Annotated in this window: 18 protein-coding genes and 1 other annotated feature (1 of these 19 running past the window's edge); of the genes, 3 read left to right on the top strand and 15 right to left on the bottom strand. The window is 40.9% G+C overall.

Annotation, left to right across the window (positions count from 1 at the left end; genetic code table 11):
• Positions 1-41 (top strand) — a sequence feature (Phe leader region); it begins 78 nt to the left of the window's first position.
• A 63-nt stretch (positions 42-104) separates the two neighbouring features.
• Entirely contained in the window at positions 105-2,060 is a 1,956-nt protein-coding gene (locus tag L2737_RS01685; protein ID WP_248954531.1) for a chorismate mutase, read from the top strand.
• A 288-nt stretch (positions 2,061-2,348) separates the two neighbouring features.
• Here the strand turns inward: L2737_RS01685 and L2737_RS01680 are convergent, their stop codons facing one another.
• From L2737_RS01680 to ffh, 8 genes are all read right to left on the bottom strand, one after another.
• The gene (locus tag L2737_RS01680; protein ID WP_248954815.1) at positions 2,349-2,681 is read right to left on the bottom strand and encodes a hypothetical protein; all 333 of its coding nucleotides are present in this window, start codon (positions 2,679-2,681) and stop codon (positions 2,349-2,351) included.
• Between the two features lie 115 nt (positions 2,682-2,796).
• On the bottom strand, positions 2,797-3,936 hold the full coding sequence (gene tyrA / locus L2737_RS01675; protein WP_248954530.1) for a bifunctional chorismate mutase/prephenate dehydrogenase: 1,140 nt from the start codon (positions 3,934-3,936) through the stop codon (positions 2,797-2,799).
• A gap of 36 nt (positions 3,937-3,972) precedes the next feature.
• Positions 3,973-5,046, bottom strand: a complete 1,074-nt coding sequence (locus tag L2737_RS01670; protein WP_102529787.1) for a 3-deoxy-7-phosphoheptulonate synthase — start codon at positions 5,044-5,046, stop codon at positions 3,973-3,975.
• 209 nt (positions 5,047-5,255) lie between these two features.
• Positions 5,256-5,609 (bottom strand): 50S ribosomal protein L19, encoded by a 354-nt coding sequence (gene rplS / locus L2737_RS01665; protein ID WP_055025610.1) that lies wholly within the window; start codon positions 5,607-5,609, stop codon positions 5,256-5,258.
• Positions 5,610-5,643: 34 nt separating this feature from the next.
• A complete protein-coding gene (gene trmD, locus L2737_RS01660) occupies positions 5,644-6,390 on the bottom strand; it encodes a tRNA (guanosine(37)-N1)-methyltransferase TrmD (protein WP_248954529.1) in 747 nt (248 codons plus the stop codon).
• A gap of 15 nt (positions 6,391-6,405) precedes the next feature.
• Positions 6,406-6,936 (bottom strand): ribosome maturation factor RimM, encoded by a 531-nt coding sequence (rimM, locus tag L2737_RS01655; protein WP_102529684.1) that lies wholly within the window; start codon positions 6,934-6,936, stop codon positions 6,406-6,408.
• 20 nt (positions 6,937-6,956) lie between these two features.
• Complete coding sequence (gene rpsP / locus L2737_RS01650) at positions 6,957-7,208, bottom strand: 30S ribosomal protein S16 (RefSeq protein ID WP_055025607.1); 252 nt, start codon at positions 7,206-7,208, stop codon at positions 6,957-6,959.
• 215 nt (positions 7,209-7,423) lie between these two features.
• Positions 7,424-8,797, bottom strand: a complete 1,374-nt coding sequence (ffh, locus tag L2737_RS01645) for a signal recognition particle protein (protein WP_102529685.1) — start codon at positions 8,795-8,797, stop codon at positions 7,424-7,426.
• Between the two features lie 265 nt (positions 8,798-9,062).
• On the opposite strand from ffh, the gene L2737_RS01640 reads away from it, so the two are divergent.
• Both L2737_RS01640 and L2737_RS01635 read left to right on the top strand, forming a co-directional pair.
• Entirely contained in the window at positions 9,063-9,851 is a 789-nt protein-coding gene (locus L2737_RS01640; RefSeq protein WP_102529686.1) for a cytochrome C assembly family protein, read from the top strand.
• 113 nt (positions 9,852-9,964) lie between these two features.
• The gene (locus L2737_RS01635; protein WP_102529687.1) at positions 9,965-11,251 is read left to right on the top strand and encodes an HlyC/CorC family transporter; all 1,287 of its coding nucleotides are present in this window, start codon (positions 9,965-9,967) and stop codon (positions 11,249-11,251) included.
• Positions 11,252-11,327: 76 nt separating this feature from the next.
• On the opposite strand, the gene L2737_RS01630 is transcribed toward L2737_RS01635, so the two are convergent.
• The 7 genes from L2737_RS01630 to lepB form a co-directional block, all read right to left on the bottom strand.
• On the bottom strand, positions 11,328-11,870 hold the full coding sequence (locus L2737_RS01630; RefSeq protein WP_248954528.1) for an Mpo1 family 2-hydroxy fatty acid dioxygenase: 543 nt from the start codon (positions 11,868-11,870) through the stop codon (positions 11,328-11,330).
• A gap of 226 nt (positions 11,871-12,096) precedes the next feature.
• On the bottom strand, positions 12,097-12,477 hold the full coding sequence (acpS, locus tag L2737_RS01625) for a holo-ACP synthase (protein WP_102529689.1): 381 nt from the start codon (positions 12,475-12,477) through the stop codon (positions 12,097-12,099).
• On the bottom strand, positions 12,477-13,214 hold the full coding sequence (pdxJ, locus tag L2737_RS01620) for a pyridoxine 5'-phosphate synthase (protein WP_248954527.1): 738 nt from the start codon (positions 13,212-13,214) through the stop codon (positions 12,477-12,479). The genes acpS and pdxJ overlap by 1 nt, the downstream gene beginning before the upstream one ends.
• Positions 13,215-13,299: 85 nt before the next feature.
• Positions 13,300-14,007 carry a DNA repair protein RecO gene (gene recO, locus L2737_RS01615; protein ID WP_248954526.1) on the bottom strand — a complete coding sequence of 236 codons (708 nt, stop codon included), beginning with the start codon at positions 14,005-14,007 and terminating at the stop codon, positions 13,300-13,302.
• Between the two features lie 48 nt (positions 14,008-14,055).
• Positions 14,056-15,060, bottom strand: a complete 1,005-nt coding sequence (era, locus tag L2737_RS01610) for a GTPase Era (protein ID WP_102529692.1) — start codon at positions 15,058-15,060, stop codon at positions 14,056-14,058.
• Positions 15,057-15,737, bottom strand: coding sequence for a ribonuclease III (gene rnc / locus L2737_RS01605; protein WP_102529693.1), 681 nt, complete (start codon positions 15,735-15,737; stop codon positions 15,057-15,059). The genes era and rnc overlap by 4 nt, the downstream gene beginning before the upstream one ends.
• On the bottom strand, positions 15,737-16,651 hold the full coding sequence (lepB, locus tag L2737_RS01600) for a signal peptidase I (RefSeq protein ID WP_102529694.1): 915 nt from the start codon (positions 16,649-16,651) through the stop codon (positions 15,737-15,739). Before lepB ends, rnc begins: the two co-directional genes overlap by 1 nt.
• Positions 16,652-16,855 lie beyond the last annotated feature (204 nt).

Below are 16,855 nucleotides of genomic sequence, written 5' to 3'. Positions count from 1 at the left end.
AAAATGAAATATGAAGCCTCCCACTTGGGGGGCTTTTTATTATTAACTTTAAAATGCTACCTGTTTAAAGGTATGTCAGCTAAGCAGTCGTCATTGAGGCAATTATGAACAAAGCGCCAGAATTAAACCAAACCCGCAAGCAAATTACCGCCTTAGATAAAGAACTGCTGTCTTTATTGTCTAAACGTCGTGACTTAAGTTTAGATGTCGCTCGCAGCAAAGAAATCGATGTAAGACCGATTCGAGATACCCAACGAGAAAAAGAACTACTAGCAAGGTTAGTTGAACAAGGAAGAGAGCACGGTTTAGATGCTCATTTCGTTATTTCTTTATATCAAAGCATCATCGAGGACTCGGTATTAAACCAGCAAGCCTATTTACACGGCAGGGCGAACCCAGAGATCCAGCAACAGCAATCAACCATCGCATACCTTGGCGCTCGAGGCTCGTATTCCTTTTTAGCCGCAAGTCGTTTTTGTCAACGTCGTCAGATAGACATGATAGATCTCGGTTGCCAAAGCTTTGATGAAATCATCAAATCAGTAGAACTTGGACATGCTGACTTGGGCTTTCTGCCGATTGAAAACACTTCTTCTGGTTCAATTAATGAAGTTTACGACGTACTTCAGCACACTTCGTTATCTATTGTTGGCGAAACCACTATCGAGGTTGGGCATTGCCTATTAACCAAAGATGGCGCTGGTTTAGATAGTATTAAAACCGTATTTGCTCATCCACAGCCTATTAGTCAATGTAGTCATTGGTTATCGCAACACCCAAGCCTGACGCTAGCCTATTGCTCTAGCAGTGCTGAAGCGATGCAGAAAGTGATAGACGCTGAAGATAGCAGTGTTGCGGCCATTGGCAGCGCTGAAGGCGGCGCCTTATATCAGTTAACCGCTGCAGAAAATGGTTTAGCAAATCAAAAAATAAACCAGAGTCGTTTTATTGTGGTTGCAAGAAAAGCGGTTGCTGTCCCTTCACAATTACCCGCTAAAACCACGCTTATTATGGCCACTGGACAAAAGCCAGGTGCATTAGTTGAAACTTTATTAGTGCTTAAAGCGCACAATATCAATATGAGCAAACTTGAATCCCGCCCTATTCCGGGGACACCGTGGGAAGAAATGTTCTATCTCGATGTTGATGCAAATCTTGCGACAACTGAACTACAGCAAGCACTTAAAGAGTTAGAGCGTCTCACCCGCTTTATCAAAGTATTAGGTTGCTACCCTTGCGAAACAGTCAAACCAACTCAGCTTAATAACAGCCAATTAGTGATCGAGCCTAATAGTTCAAAAGAATCTATTAGCACCCCGTCAGAAGATAATGACGCACCCAAATTTTCAAAACGATATCGCCAGCAAAATACTCAAATTGAGTTGAAACAATTTAATGTCGGCGGCAGCGATTTTGCGGCAATGCAACAAGTCAGTTTACCAATAGACAAGGATGTATTTGCCACTAAAGTTAAGCAAATTAAAGAATCAGGCTTTCAGGCGGTATTATTACTCGATACTACAACCGCCAGTCTCAGTGCGATTGAGATAAAAGAATATTGTCACTTAATCGATCAAGCAGGCCTAACGAGTGCAGTTCAAATTGATTCTGTGAATCACTTTAACGAAACCGTCAAAGTGGCAGACATGATCTACCTTGCAGGTAAAGAGATGTATAACGAGGAATTACTTGGTTTAGCGGGTTCTGTTAGCACACCTGTTTTGCTAGAGCGCAATACAATGGCAAGCACAACAGATTGGTTAGCATCAGCAAATAAAATATTAACCCAAGGCAACCAACAATTAATATTGGTTGAGGCGGGAATAAGAAGTTTTAGTAACCCTGAGCAACTTGCTTTAGATCTCGCAGGGCTTATTGAAGTACTGTCTGAGAGCCATTTACCTGTATTAGGTAATGTGAGCTATGCCGTTGAAGATAAACTAGTCTGTCAGCAAGCAAAAGCCTTAAAACAGCTGCACGCAAACGGTGTCATTATTAACGACAACCAACTCAACTGTCCTGAACAACAGGCCGAGTTATTACACCGACTGCATCAATAGAGATATGTTCATCACTGTCGTTAAAGGCATGGGGTTTCTTGTTAACTGAAATTTTTGCTAACGAAACTCTTGTTAACCAAAATTGCTAGTAACCTAAATTATCGGTACTAAGCGATTTGTTTAACATCTTGCTTAGGCTATAACTGTGACTGTGACTGTGACAGTGACTTAGCACAGACTCAGTACTGTATAAGCAAATCTATAGCTAAATTGAAGACAATAAAAAACCGAACTCATGGGTTCGGTTTTTTTATGCCTTCTGCTTAACAAAGGTTGATTAATTAATCACTAATACATACTGAGGTTATCGTTTAGGCCTAACCAACCTTTGAAAATACGATAACTGAACCAAATTAAAGCAAAAGTGAATACTGGAATACTCAGCCAAAGTTGCGGTATAAAGTAGCCAATGATCAATAATGGCATTAAACCTGTAATACTATTACGTTGCCATCTAAGGTGTGTTGCCAGTAACGATTGAGAAGCAACATTAGTCTGCGAGATATTAATCACTAAACTAAAGAAAACCGGTAAAAAAAATAACGGAAATGCACTCATCAACGCATATAAAAAATGCCCAAGCGATAAATCTTCTGCGGTATAAACCTCAGCTTCTGTCATAAGATTCACTCCTAGTGCGTTAAAATTAAGGGAGTTACTCATCGTAACTCCCTTATAACAATAATCCTAGATCTTTGGTTTCGCAATATTTTGCAAACTTATCCAGCAAAATGACTTAATTTGTCTTCATATCGTTCACTGATTGCAACATTGCACGGCTTTCATGTTGAAATTGCGGTGCAAAATCGCCAAACCATTTAGCCACATCTCTGAACTGTGCAACGAATGCATCTCTATTACCGCTTTTCAATAAATCTAATGCATCACGGTAATTGTCCAGATAATCGCTGATAGCAACTTGACTACCTTCTTGTGCAAAAATTATATCGGCGTAGAGCTCAGGATCTTGAGCAAACAACCGGCCTACCATGGCAAGCTCTAATCGATAAATAGGCGAACTGAATTGCAATAAACTTTCAATATCAGCTTCTTCTTTACACAGATTAACTCCGTACACAAAACTTGAGAAATGTCGCATTGCTTGCACTAGCTGCATGGCTTTATCATGTCGCTCTGCATCTTCATTAACAATGCGGGCTCCCCAAATCGTAATTTGCTCTAAAAACCATTGATATTTCTCGGTATCACGTCCATCACACACCACTACAACTTGTTTGGCTAAACTACCCACATCAGGTCCAAACATTGGGTGTAAACCCACTACAGGTCCCTTATGGGCCTCTAACATTGCATTGAGCGGCTCTGACTTAATTGAGGTGAGATCAGCTAAAATACAATGATCAGGTAAATTGTTTAATTTGCTACGAATAAGCTCACAAGTCACGTTAATTGGCACAGTAACAATCACCATCCCTGCACCATCAAAAAGTGCATCAGCCTGATCCCAGTCATCTTTATCTAAGCTTTTCACTTGATAACCTGAAAGGGTTAGCATTTGACTAAACAAACCACCTAATTGACCTTCACCACCGACAACCACGATGTGTCCGAGATCGGTTTTAACCTGCTTAAAGCCGACATCCTTTTCATTAAGGTACGACTCACGCATTAAGCGTCTTAGGATATCTTCAATCAATTGCGGAGAGATATCCATTTCACTGGCTTCTTTACGACGCTTAGCTAACATCGAAGCTTCACGTTGTGGTGCATAAATTGGCACCCCTGCAGCATGCTTAACAGTACCAACTTGCGCGACTAGATCGAGACGTTTACGGAGTAAATTTAATAACTGTTGATCAACGCCGTCAATCAGGTCTCGTAAATTTTCTAAATCTAATGTGGTTTTTTCATTCATAGCTTATATCCATCTATCGCACAACTTACTTATAAATTAACCAGCAAAGCGATTCGGTAAAACAGGTTTTAATAAATCGGCATTACGACGCAAAAGTGATTCAGTAGTTGCCCAGTTAATGCAAGAGTCAGTAACTGAGACACCGTAAGCAAGTTCAGGTAAAGGTTTATCAGAAGACTGATTACCTTCATTTAAATGGCTTTCAAGCATGACGCCTATCACTGAGCGATTACCATTTTGAATTTGCTGGAATACATCCTCGCAAACTATGGTCTGTCTTGTATAGTCTTTCGATGAATTACCATGACTACAATCAATGATTAATCGCGCATTGAGTTTAGCCTTGTGTAATTGTTCTTCACATGTGGCAACACTTTCGGCATCATAATTCGGCGTTTTACCACCACGTAAAATAACATGACCATCTGGGTTTCCTGCAGTTTGCAATAACGATACTTGTCCTTTCTGATTAATTCCCATAAACCTGTGGCTGCTAGCTGCTGACTTTAAGGCGTTAATTGCTACATCAAGTTTTCCATCAGTACCATTTTTGAAACCAACAGGCATAGATAGACCTGATGCCATTTCGCGGTGAGTTTGCGATTCAGTGGTTCGTGCGCCAATAGCAGACCAAGTCACTAACTCAGACATGTATTGTGGGCTAATTGGATCAAGCGCTTCTGTAGCTACAGGTAACTCTAATTCAGCAAGCCAAATCATCAACTCACGCGCCATTCTTAAGCCTTTTTCGACATCGAATGATTCATTCATATCAGGATCATTGATAAGGCCTTTCCAGCCAACGGTGGTACGTGGCTTTTCGAAGTAAACCCGCATTAAGATGTAGAACTCACCACTTAATTCATCATGCAGCTTCTTAAGTTTCAATGCATACTCTTTTGCTGCGTCAATGTCATGAATAGAACAAGGCCCAGTCACAATTAAGACACGGTTATCACGCTTGTGGACAATATCCGCCACGGTTTGGCGCGCGTCTAAAATATACTGATAAGCATGATCAGATAACGGTAACTCTTTTTTTAACTCAGCTGGGGTTACCAACACTTTTTCAGAACTAATGTGGACGTTATTAATCGTATCTTGTTGCATGCTCATTACTCACTTCTTAAGGTTTCTACTCAATAACACTTCAATAAATATCAGTGTAGCGCTACACCATTACAAACTTGTGCTAACTATGCCTTTTTCAATAAGGCTTAGCAACCTATAAATGACATTTTCTCCAAATAAACAAAAACCCGCCATATAGGCGGGTTGTTGTGCGAACACTGCATCTTATTTTTTCAAGCGGGTAACTATTACTTAGTTGCCAACTTCTCACGGATACGTGCAGATTTACCTGAACGCTCACGTAGGTAGTAAAGCTTAGCACGACGAACACGACCGCGACGCTTAACTTCGATGCTAGCTACTAGTGGACTGTGAGTTTGGAAACCACGCTCAACACCTTCGCCATTAGAGATTTTACGTACAGTGAATGCAGAGTGAAGACCACGGTTACGCTTAGCGATTACCACACCTTCAAACGCCTGTAGACGCTCTTTTTCACCTTCTTTAACACGTACTTGAACTACTACTGTATCACCAGCACCAAATTCAGGTACGTCAGTTTTCATTTGCTCATCGTTGAGCATTTTAATGATATTGTTCATAACTTACTCCGTTCTAGGATTAACTGAGCTTCGACTAAACAGGCTTGTTCATATTGGTAACAAACTCTGCTAAAAGAGTCTTTTGTTCGCCAGTCAGAGCTAGATTTTCAAATAATTCTGGTCGTCTCAAAAAAGTCCTACCAAGACTTTGTTGTAACCGCCAGAGTCTAATTTTTTCGTGGTCACCGCTTAATAACACTGCTGGAACACCGACACCATCTAAGTTTTCTGGGCGAGTATAGTGTGGACAATCCAATAAGCCATCAGAGAAAGAATCTTGCTCTGCTGACGCTTGCTTACCTAGTACACCAGGTACTAGCCTTGCAACTGAATCGATTAAAGTCATCGCAGGTAACTCTCCGCCCGAAAGCACATAATCACCAATCGACCACTCTTCATCTACTTCAGATTGGATGATACGTTCGTCAACACCTTCGTATCGACCACATACCAATACCAAACTAGATGATTTACTTAACTCACTGACACCTTGCTGATCCAGCTTGCGTCCTTGAGGTGATAAATAAATCACTTTCGCACCGTCACCTGCCGCAGCTTTCGCTGCATGAATAGCATCGCGTAACGGTTGCACCATCATCAACATACCTGGACCACCACCATAAGGACGGTCATCAACAGTATTATGTCGATCATTCGTAAAATCACGAGGATTCCACGTTTGCAACTCTAACAGGCCGTTTTTAACGGCTCGACCCGTAACTCCAAAGTCTGTAACAGCACGAAACATCTCAGGAAACAGGGTTACTACCCCTAACCACATATGTTGTACCTCGACTTAAAAGTCTGGATCCCAGTCCACTAATATCTGTTTACTTTGCACGTTCACCTCAAGGACGAACTGCTCAGGGACAAAGGGGATCATTCGTTCCGCTTTGCCGAATGCATCTTTTACGTTAGCTTTAACAAGTAGTACGTCGTTAGATCCTGTTTCCACGATCTGTTCAACTTCACCCATGTTATAGCCTTTAGTATTGGTCACAGTACAACCAATCAAGTCTCGCCAGTAGAATTCATCTTCCGACAAGTCTTTAATTTGGTCAGCCTGAATTGCAATCTCACAATTTGTAAGTAATTGCGCATCCTCACGTGTATTTACACCTTCAAGACAGGCAACAAGTGCTTTACCTTGAAAACGCCACTGAGTGACTTTTACTTCACGCCATTCACCTTGTTCTTTAATGAACCAAGGAGAATAATCAAAAATACCTTCAACAGAATCGGTATAAGAAGTGATTTTCATCCAACCTTTAATACCATGACTAGAGCCAATTTTGCCTAGTACGATTGGTTGTTGGTTACTACTCATCTATTTATACCTTAACGCTATTAAGCAACAGCTTTACGAGCGTCTTTGATCAATTTCGCTACGCGTTCTGAAGTTGCTGCACCTGTAGCAACCCAGTGATCTACACGGTCTAGATCTAAACGTAGAGTTTCTTCTTGGCCTTTAGCTAAAGGATTGAAAAAACCAACACGTTCGATGAAACGACCGTCACGAGCATTGCGGCTATCAGCAACAACGATATTGTAAAATGGACGCTTTTTTGCGCCGCCACGAGCTAAACGAATGGTAACCATGCGTTTTATTCCTCTAATGATTTGCTAGTAAGCAAAAATAAAAACTGGGACTCCGTGTTCGCGAAGGGCCCCAGAGAAAGCCGCAAGATTTTACCTGATTTTTCAACTATTGCAACCAAATCCGTTGTTTTAAAAACCAAAGGGCTTATGGTCACATAGTTGATAATCAGTCTTACGAACTGATGTAGATAATTTTTTTGGAGTTTTAAAGCGAATTAACGCCCTGGAAACTTCATTCCAGGAGGCATCATTCCGCCCATGCCGCGCATCATTTTCTTCATGCCGCCTTTACCTGACATTTTTTTCATCATTTTTTGCATTTGAGTAAACTGCTTCAATAAACGATTGACGTCTTGAATTTGAGTACCCGAACCTAATGCAATACGGCGCTTACGCGAACCTTTGATGATATCAGGACGTTGGCGTTCACCAGGCGTCATTGAATTAATAATGGCTTCCATTTGATTGGTCATTTTGCCGTCTTGAACTTGAGCTAATGCTTCTGGAGGCAGTTGTCCTACCCCTGGTAGCTTTTCAATCATGCCCATCATGCCGCCCATGTTTTTCATTTGCTGCAGTTGTTCACGAAAATCTTCTAGATCAAATCCACCGCCTGACTTCACTTTTGAAGCAAGCTTCATCGCTTTGTCTTTATCGACACCACGTTCAACTTCTTCGATAAGTGACAATACGTCACCCATACCAAGAATACGTGAAGCGATACGTTCTGGGTGGAACGGCTCTAATGCGTCAGTTTTCTCACCGACACCTAAAAACTTAATTGGCTTACCGGTAATGTTTCTAATTGATAATGCTGCACCGCCACGGGCATCACCATCAACCTTTGTTAAAATAACACCGGTTAGAGGTAGTGCTTCATTAAATGATTTAGCAGTATTTGCCGCATCTTGACCTGTCATTGCATCGACAACGAATAACGTTTCAACAGGTGTTACAGCAGCATGGAGATCTTTAATCTCATCCATCATGGCTTCATCAACATGCAAACGACCTGCTGTATCGACAATTACAACATCAATGAATTTTAATTTTGCATGCGCAATTGCAGCTGTCGCAATATCAATTGGCTTTTGGCTTACGTCTGATGGGAAAAAGTCCACTTCAACTTCTGCAGCCAATGTTTCCAATTGCTTAATCGCTGCTGGACGATAAACGTCGGCACTCACAACTAAAACAGATTTTTTCTCACGCTCACGTAAAAATTTTGCCAGTTTTGCAACACTGGTTGTTTTACCCGCGCCTTGCAAACCCGCCATCATTAATACTGCAGGTGGCTGGCTGGCTAAATCTAATGCTTCATTAGCTTCGCCCATCGCTTTTTCAAGTTCATTTTGGACAATCTTAATGAATGCTTGTCCTGGACTTAAACTTTTAGAGACTTCTTGACCGACTGCACGTTCTTTTACGCTGTTTACAAATTGGCGTACAACGGGCAAAGCAACATCAGCCTCAAGTAGTGCCATGCGCACTTCACGTAAGGTTTCTTTAATGTTGTCTTCGGTTAAGCGACCACGACCACTAATATTCTTGAGGGTTCGTGACAGTCTGTCGGTTAGATTCTCAAACATGCTCTGCTGTTTACCTTAAACGATTCGATAATTGCCGCCTATTATACCCAAACTACTTCAAGATGCGAGATTAGCCTGAGGCCTGTCTATTGATGTATGTCATTTTTCGTAAATTATTTGGAGTTAAATGGTGGAAACTGTTAAATTTTGAGTCTTGGGTCACTGCCCTAATGGGTAGGGTTCATGTTAATCTAAGATAAATATAGATGTGCTGATTTTATTTTTAAAAACAACCTGCACTCATAACTTGATAGGTTTATTCCAGATGGTCATTTTTTCAGCTTCGGCTATGTTGTTTTATTGCATTGCACTCGTATTAGTGACGAGTCGTTTGTTCCATGCAGAAGGGCCGAATCGTCGATTGGTTGCAATTTTTGCATCTATTGCCGTTGTGCTTCACGGTATTGCACTTTCGCAAACTATTTATACTGCTGACGGTCAAAACTTCAGTTTAACGAATGTGATTTCATTAGTTAACTGGATTATCGCCTTCAGCTTTACCATTATTATGCACCGCTTAAAGGTGATAGTTGTGGTACCTGTGGTTTATGCCTGCTCTGTTATTTCAGTTGCAGTGTTATGGCTCATACCGCCACAGTACATTATTCATTTTGATATCCACCCTGAGATCTTAGCGCACATTGTGCTTTCTCTTATGGCTTACAGTGCATTAATGATTGCCGCGCTCTATGCGATTCAATTGTTATTGATTCAAAATAAGCTTAAAAACAAGAAAACCATGATGAGCCCTGGCATGCCGCCTTTAATGACAGTTGAAAAACAACTTTTTCATTTAGTCACTATCGGTATGTTCTTACTGACTCTTTCATTAATCACGGGGTTTGTGTTTTTAGAAGATATGTTTGAAGATGGTAAAGGTCATAAGGCAATTTTATCCATCTTAGCTTGGTTAGTATACGGCGCTATGCTATGGCAAAACTACACCATTGGTTGCCGTGTTCGCACAGCCGTCATCTACACATTATCAGGTGCAACATTATTATCTTTAGCTTATTTTGGCGCTCGAATAGTGACTGAAATCATTTTAAGATAAACTACAACTCTGGCAGGTTAACCTTCCCAGACTTGACACTCATGACGAATGATTGATACTCATCATTCGTCTTTTTTTTACTCAGTTTTTAATTACGTTTACTGGAGCCCTTTTTGGACGCTATTTCTACCAGCGCACTCCTCCTCTCTCTTCTAGTGTTAATCTTAATCTCAGCCTACTTTTCTGGGTCTGAGACAGCCATGATGACATTAAACCGCTACCGTCTTCGTCACCTTGCTTCTAGTGGGCATAAAGGGGCGCAAAGAGCATTAAAGATGCTTGAAAGACCTGACAGGTTAATTGGTTTGATTCTAATTGGTAATAACCTCGTCAACATCTTAGCCTCGGCCATTGCCACCATTATTGGTATGCGCTTATTCGGCGATATGGGTGTGGCAATCGCAACGGGGGTGCTGACATTAGTAGTGCTGATATTTGCTGAAGTTACGCCGAAAACGGTTGCAGCTCTTCACCCTGAACGTATCGCTTTTCCATCTAGCTTCTTACTAAAAGCCCTGTTATCAGTGTTATGGCCACTGGTTAAAGTCATTAATCTGATCACATCAGGCTTTTTGCGTGTATTAGGTATAAAAAATATCAGTGTCAACGATGCATTAAGCCAAGAAGAGCTGCGCACTGTGGTTCATGAGGCTGGTGCACTGATCCCTCAGCGACATCAAGAGATGTTGATATCCATTCTCGACTTAGAAAAGGTCACCGTTGAAGATATTATGATCCCGCGATCAGACATCTATGCAATTAACGTCAATGACGAGTTCAAGTTAATCAATAAGCAAGTCACTCAAAGCCCACATACTCGAGTGTTGGTATATCGTGACAATATTGATGATGCCGTCGGCTTTATTCACCTTCGTGATGCCCTTAGACTTCGCTCGAAAGAAGAATTCAGTAAGTCCTCTTTGCTTAGAGCAGTAAAAGAGTTGTACTTCATTCCTGAAGGTACACCGCTCACCGTACAACTATCTAACTTCCAGCAAAATAAAGAACGCTTTGGCTTAGTGGTTGACGAGTATGGTGACATTCAGGGGCTAGTGACGCTTGAAGATATCCTAGAGGAAATTGTCGGCGACTTTACCACTTCAATGATCACCACTGCCAGCGAGGATATTGATATTCAACAAGATGGCAGTTTTGTCATTGATGCGACGATAAACATCCGTGATTTGAACAAAGAAATGAAATGGGACTTTTCAATTGATGGCCCTAAGACACTCAACGGGCTTATCATCGAATATCTAGAAGATATTCCTGATGCGGGAACAAACGTCACTATCGATAATTATAATATTGAAGTGATTGAGGTCTCTGACAACATGATTAAAGCGGTCAAAGTAGTACCTGGACTTAAAGAAGATACTACTGAAGAGTTGACTGATTAGTCCAATTCAAACGCCATCAAAAAAGGCGCTGATAAGCGCCTTTTGTATTGCTCGTATAAACTTTATTTCGCTTACTTTACGCTGTCTGACGGCGATTGGCTTCTAATGCTCTTCTTTTATCTCGAGCGATAGGCGTAATTTCATGCTCTAAATTTTTGTTTAAGCCCATCATGAAGTACAACTCAGCCATTAAGAAAAAAGGGCCTATCAATAACTGATTTAAATCATCGATGAATGCAGGTTTCGCCTTTTCATATTTATGGCCAATAAACTGAATAACCCAACCAACAAAAAATACACCAACACCCATCATCCAAGCATTATCTAATTCAGCCACCATTGAAGAAGTCATCAGGACTGGGATGATAAAAATGGTTAAACCAAGCGCTAAGCCTTTATGCAATATAAAATAATATATCAATGTCCCCAAAGCGAAGATGGTTGCGATATTAATCTTAAATCCATCTTCGGCTAACAAAACAAAATTAATTGGGATTAGATTTAGCAATAAAAAAACAGACCAAATAATTAGCGGTACGCCAACAAAGTGAGTTTTAATATTTTTGGGGTTTAAATGCACACTTTTATAAGTGGCAAGCTGCTCAACGGCCGATTTCATTACGAGTCCTTATTATTTTTATCAAGTAACATCCTATTAACTTACCCTACTTCAACTATGGAGCTCAAGCTCTAGAATCATTCGCAGTTGTAATTTAATGCCCGATAAGAAATAAATACCAGCAAACACCTTTTGATAAGAGTCGAAAAAGGCGCCCAAAAAAGACGCCGAAGCGCCTTAATAGATTACTTGTGCAATCAAGTAGTGAAATCATCCTAATACCGATTTAAGACTCTATGATAACTGTCGCTACAGCATAGTGTTGCTCATCGGCGATAGTGATGTGAACATGGCTAGCGCCAAGTTCATTCATTCTCGTTAAGGCACCATCAGTAAAACTCACAATGGGGGCACCACTGTCATTATTGGCAATATGAATATGCTGAAATGACACCCCACGTCCAATGCCAGTGCCTAAGGCCTTGGCTGCAGCTTCTTTAGCAGCAAAACGCTTTGCAAGATATCGATGCGGTATTTTAGAACTCTGATAAATTTCAAGTTCTGCTGGCGTTAATACACGTTTAGCCAGTTTATCACCAAGGCGCATAAACTGGGTCTCAATACGAGCAATCTCGACAATATCAGTACCTAAGCCAATAACAGCCATTATTCGCCTCTGCGACCTTCTTGCATCAGTTGCTTCATGCCTTTTACTGCAACAGCTAAGCCGTCAATTGCTGCGCGCGCTATCACAGCATGACCGATATTAAGTTCATACAACTCAGGAATAGCCGCAATTGGTTTGACATTATGGTAATGCAAGCCATGACCTGCGTTAACAATCAGGCCTTTACCGTGAGCATATTTTGCCATTTCGGTAATACGCGTTAACTCTTGTAATTGCTCTGCATCAGTTTTCGCATCAGCATAACAGCCTGTGTGAATTTCAATATAAGGCGCTCCCGAGGCCACTGCAGCATCTATTTGTGCTTTGTCTGCATCAATAAATAAAGACACCTTAATACCCTGTGCCGCAAGACGTGTGACAGCTTGGGTGATTTTATCAAGTTGGCCCGCAACATCTAAACCACCTTCGGTAGTTAATTCCTCACGTTTTTCAGGTACCAAACAGGCATAAGCTGGCTTAACATCACAGGCAATTGAAATCATTTCTTCAGTCACAGCAAACTCAAAGTTCATCCGTGTTTTTAGGGTTTTGGCCAGTAGGTAAACATCACGATCGACAATATGTCTGCGATCTTCACGTAAATGAATTGTGATGCCATCAGCACCAGCATGTTCTGCCACGGCTGCGGCATGTACAGGATCAGGGTATTCAGTACCACGAGCTTGGCGTAAAGTGGCGATATGGTCGATGTTAATGCCTAATAAAATTCCACTCACTGTGGGCTCCTTATATATTTTTGTTCTTGTCTAATTTCAGCACTGTTATCAGAACTAATATCGTTCTAATATCAGTGCTAATCTGTTACTTCTTAATAAATAATTTTCTGCTTAATAGTGGTTTCCCACCTAACAATGGAGTTAATAATAACCTCATTAATCCTTTCGCCTGCACTAAATTATTTTCAACAAGTTGTTTGGATTTTAAGTTAATCAGCATCTCACCAGATAATAAATGGCGGCTATTTGTCACGTTTGCTGATGCCTGCTGAGCCACAGGTAAAAAGCCTTCATCGGCAATAATCCGATAACTCATATCAGGCATAATACTTTCCCCTTGAGTATCATATTCAAGTGAAGGTAAAGCGCCCAGTTCATTAAGCAATTCCATTTCAAAATAGCGTAAATGCTCTGAGCTAAACTCGCTCGCTAACGCCATCAAACTGCGATGATAATGTAAAAATAAGCTTTCGGCATGTTGGCCTGAATTAAGTACTCTCACCAGAAGCTCATTAAGGTACATCGCAGAATATAAACTATCTGATTTTAAGGGAAGTGCAGGCGCTGCAGGTTCAATTTGGGTAATAAACTTAAGTGAAGAATCTGCTGAGTCTGATTTACTATTGAATTGAAATATCAGAGGCTGAAAAGGCTGGATGATACTTTTAATGGACTTTTTACCGCTGCCTACCCTGACTAATGCATCAAGGCGACCCACACCATCGACTAACAGATTGACAATCACACTGGATTCTCTGTAAGGACGATGATGGAGTATATAGCCGCGTAACATCGAAAAAACGACTAACGGCTATAGCATGAGATCAAGGCTGACATTGTATTAGTCTTCGCCGTAACCTAGACTGCGCAGTGCTCTTTCGTCATCTGCCCAACCTGATTTCACTTTCACCCACACTTCTAAGAAAACTTTATTATCAAATAAGGTCTCCATATCAAGGCGTGCTTGGGTAGCAATGGTTCTAATACGCTCACCTTTGTTACCAATGACCATGCGTTTTTGGCCTGTACGCTCTACCAAAATCAAAGCATTAATTTGATAAACACCATTGTCCATCATTTTAAACTGCTCAATCTCGACAGTGGCATCATAAGGTAGTTCATCACCTAAGAAGCGCATCAGCTTTTCACGCACAATTTCAGATGCCATAAAGCGCTGAGAACGATCAGTCACATAATCTTCAGGGAAATAAAACTGCCCTTCAGGTAAAGACTCTTCCGCTAAATCTAAAATACGTTGCACGTTCGTGCCTTTAGTGGCTGAAATCGGCAAAATCTCATCAAAAGCAAACTTTTCAGAGAGCTCTGCAAGATAAGGAAATAAGGCTTCTTTATCTTTAATGTTATCGACTTTATTAATGGCTAAAACAGTTTTACGCTTACCACTACCTTGTTGCAGCTTATTAAGCACCATTTCATCATCTTCAGTCCATGTCATACCATCAACAACAAACACAACCATAGACACATCAGCTAATGAACTGGCAGCAGCACGGTTCATCAAACGGTTAATGGCGCGTTTTTCGTCAATATGAAGACCTGGGGTATCAATAAAGATGATTTGTTTTGCTTCATCTGTATGAATACCCATAATACGGTGACGTGTGGTTTGCGGCTTTTTAGAAGTAATACTCACTTTCTGACCAAGTAACTTGTTCAGTAAAGTTGATTTACCCACATTCGGGCGACCTACAATGGCAACCATGCCACAAAAAGTCACTTCATATTTCGCTTCAGCAGCGGGTGCGGCACCATTCATCCTTGCCAATAATTCATCCAAGCTTGGCTCTGCTGGCGAGCTTTCTGGCAAGTCTGTTTTTTTGGTCATTTATTAATTAGCTCCAATACCTGAGCTGCAGCTAGCTGCTCAGCTTTTCTTCTAGAAGTACTGACACCTGTCACTACTTTATCTATTTCTGATATTCGACATTCAACCGTGAATGTTTGATTGTGCGCATCACCCTTAACATCTACAACAAGATATTCTGGTAATGGCTTTTTATAACCCTGTAAATATTCCTGAAGGATCGTTTTCGGATCCTTTTGGTTAATACCAGGTTTAATTTCAGCTAAGCGTTGCTTATACCAGGTCAACAATAGACCACGGCATGTTTCTATATCGGCATCAAGATAAATAGCACCGATGATAGCTTCAACAGCATCAGCGAGTATCGACTCGCGTCTAAATCCGCCACTTTTAAGCTCACCTGGGCCTAAATAAAGGTAATCACCTAATTTAAACTCTTTCGCGATAACGGTAAGGGTTTCACCCTTTACTAATGTAGAGCGCATTCTACTCAAGTCACCTTCAGTGACTTTTGGAAACTGGTGATATAACGCATCTGAAATGATAATTGATAAAATCGAATCACCTAAAAACTCAAGACGTTCGTTATGCTTTGAAGCGGCACTTCGATGGGTTAACGCCTGAGTTAGCAGATCTACATTGGTAAACTCATAACCAAGTGTTCTACATAAACGTGGTAAGTTCTTAATTGGTTCCATTACTTAATTGCACCTACTCTGTCAAAACGCACACCCGTCGGCACCCAAGTTGGTAACCAGCTGCTTGCTGGTCGCTCAAACTCAAAACTAATCCAAATAGCGACTGCTTTACCAACTAGGTTCGCTTCAGGTACAAAGCCCCAAAAACGACTGTCTGTACTATTATCGCGGTTATCACCTATGGCAAAATACTCACCTTCAGGAACAATAAACTCACCCACAGCGGTGCCTGCTTGCTCATAAAAATGATTACTAAAATCTGGTCGAGATGGGTTAATCAAAATGTCATGTTCAATATCACCAAGTTGCTCAGTGTAACGAGATAATGGGATACCTTCTTGAGAAAACTCACCACGATTAACGCTGCTTAATTTCACTGCTTTCGCTGGCGGGCAATTTGCACCATCGTCACATTTTGGCTCAATCAAAAACTGCTTATTTTGATAAACAATTCGGTCACCCGGTAAACCAATAACTCTTTTAATATAGTCTATTTGTGGGTTTTCTGGGTACTTGAATACGAACACATCACCGCGCTCAGGTTCACCCGTTTCAACTAATTTACTGCGCCATACTGGATCACGTAAACCATAGCTAAACTTCTCAACTAAAATAAAGTCACCCACTAGTAATGTCGGCTTCATCGAACCTGATGGAATTTGAAATGGTTCATAAATAAACGAACGTAAAATCAACACAAAAGCAATGACAGGGAAAATAGAATGAGCAAATTCAACAACCGTTGATTCACGTATAATACTCTCTTTTGCTTCCTCACTAAGGTCTGCTTGTTTTGCTTCGGCTAAAGCAAGTGCTTCGCGGCGCTTTGGAGCAAAGAAAATAACATCAATTAGCCAAATCAAACCACTGACTAACGTGACGATGACTAAAATAAGAGAAAAATGGGCTGCCATTGGGTATTAAGCTCCTGCCTTTACACTTTTAAATGGGTTCAGTGATTAACACTGCTAAATAATGAGTATCCGACGGATAACATGCAGAATCACTATCTGTTGTGTTACAAAATATACAAAATCACTTCGATTGCAAAATTAACTTTTGCTCATCATCTTTGATGAAAAATAATAATTATGTTTAGGAATAACAACGCCGCAAAC

Source organism: Shewanella electrodiphila (assembly GCF_023283985.1).
In the GTDB taxonomy this organism is placed as follows: domain Bacteria; phylum Pseudomonadota; class Gammaproteobacteria; order Enterobacterales; family Shewanellaceae; genus Shewanella; species Shewanella electrodiphila.
This window is presented reverse-complemented; position numbering and strand designations above follow the sequence as displayed.

Coding starts and splice junctions, on each gene's coding strand:
- rnc (WP_102529693.1), bottom strand. CDS start 15,737: ATGGAACCAATTAAGAACTTACCACGTTTATGTAGAACACTTGGTTAT.
- rimM (WP_102529684.1), bottom strand. CDS start 6,936: ATGAGTAGTAACCAACAACCAATCGTACTAGGCAAAATTGGCTCTAGT.
- L2737_RS01680 (WP_248954815.1), bottom strand. CDS start 2,681: ATGACAGAAGCTGAGGTTTATACCGCAGAAGATTTATCGCTTGGGCAT.
- ffh (WP_102529685.1), bottom strand. CDS start 8,797: ATGTTTGAGAATCTAACCGACAGACTGTCACGAACCCTCAAGAATATT.
- rpsP (WP_055025607.1), bottom strand. CDS start 7,208: ATGGTTACCATTCGTTTAGCTCGTGGCGGCGCAAAAAAGCGTCCATTT.
- L2737_RS01670 (WP_102529787.1), bottom strand. CDS start 5,046: ATGCAACAAGATACGATTAATAACGTCCACATTAGTTCTGAAAAAGTG.
- L2737_RS01685 (WP_248954531.1), top strand. CDS start 105: ATGAACAAAGCGCCAGAATTAAACCAAACCCGCAAGCAAATTACCGCC.
- rplS (WP_055025610.1), bottom strand. CDS start 5,609: ATGAACAATATCATTAAAATGCTCAACGATGAGCAAATGAAAACTGAC.
- acpS (WP_102529689.1), bottom strand. CDS start 12,477: ATGGCTGTTATTGGCTTAGGTACTGATATTGTCGAGATTGCTCGTATT.
- tyrA (WP_248954530.1), bottom strand. CDS start 3,936: ATGAATGAAAAAACCACATTAGATTTAGAAAATTTACGAGACCTGATT.
- trmD (WP_248954529.1), bottom strand. CDS start 6,390: ATGTGGTTAGGGGTAGTAACCCTGTTTCCTGAGATGTTTCGTGCTGTT.
- L2737_RS01640 (WP_102529686.1), top strand. CDS start 9,063: ATGGTCATTTTTTCAGCTTCGGCTATGTTGTTTTATTGCATTGCACTC.
- recO (WP_248954526.1), bottom strand. CDS start 14,007: ATGTTACGCGGCTATATACTCCATCATCGTCCTTACAGAGAATCCAGT.
- lepB (WP_102529694.1), bottom strand. CDS start 16,651: ATGGCAGCCCATTTTTCTCTTATTTTAGTCATCGTCACGTTAGTCAGT.
- L2737_RS01630 (WP_248954528.1), bottom strand. CDS start 11,870: ATGAAATCGGCCGTTGAGCAGCTTGCCACTTATAAAAGTGTGCATTTA.
- era (WP_102529692.1), bottom strand. CDS start 15,060: ATGACCAAAAAAACAGACTTGCCAGAAAGCTCGCCAGCAGAGCCAAGC.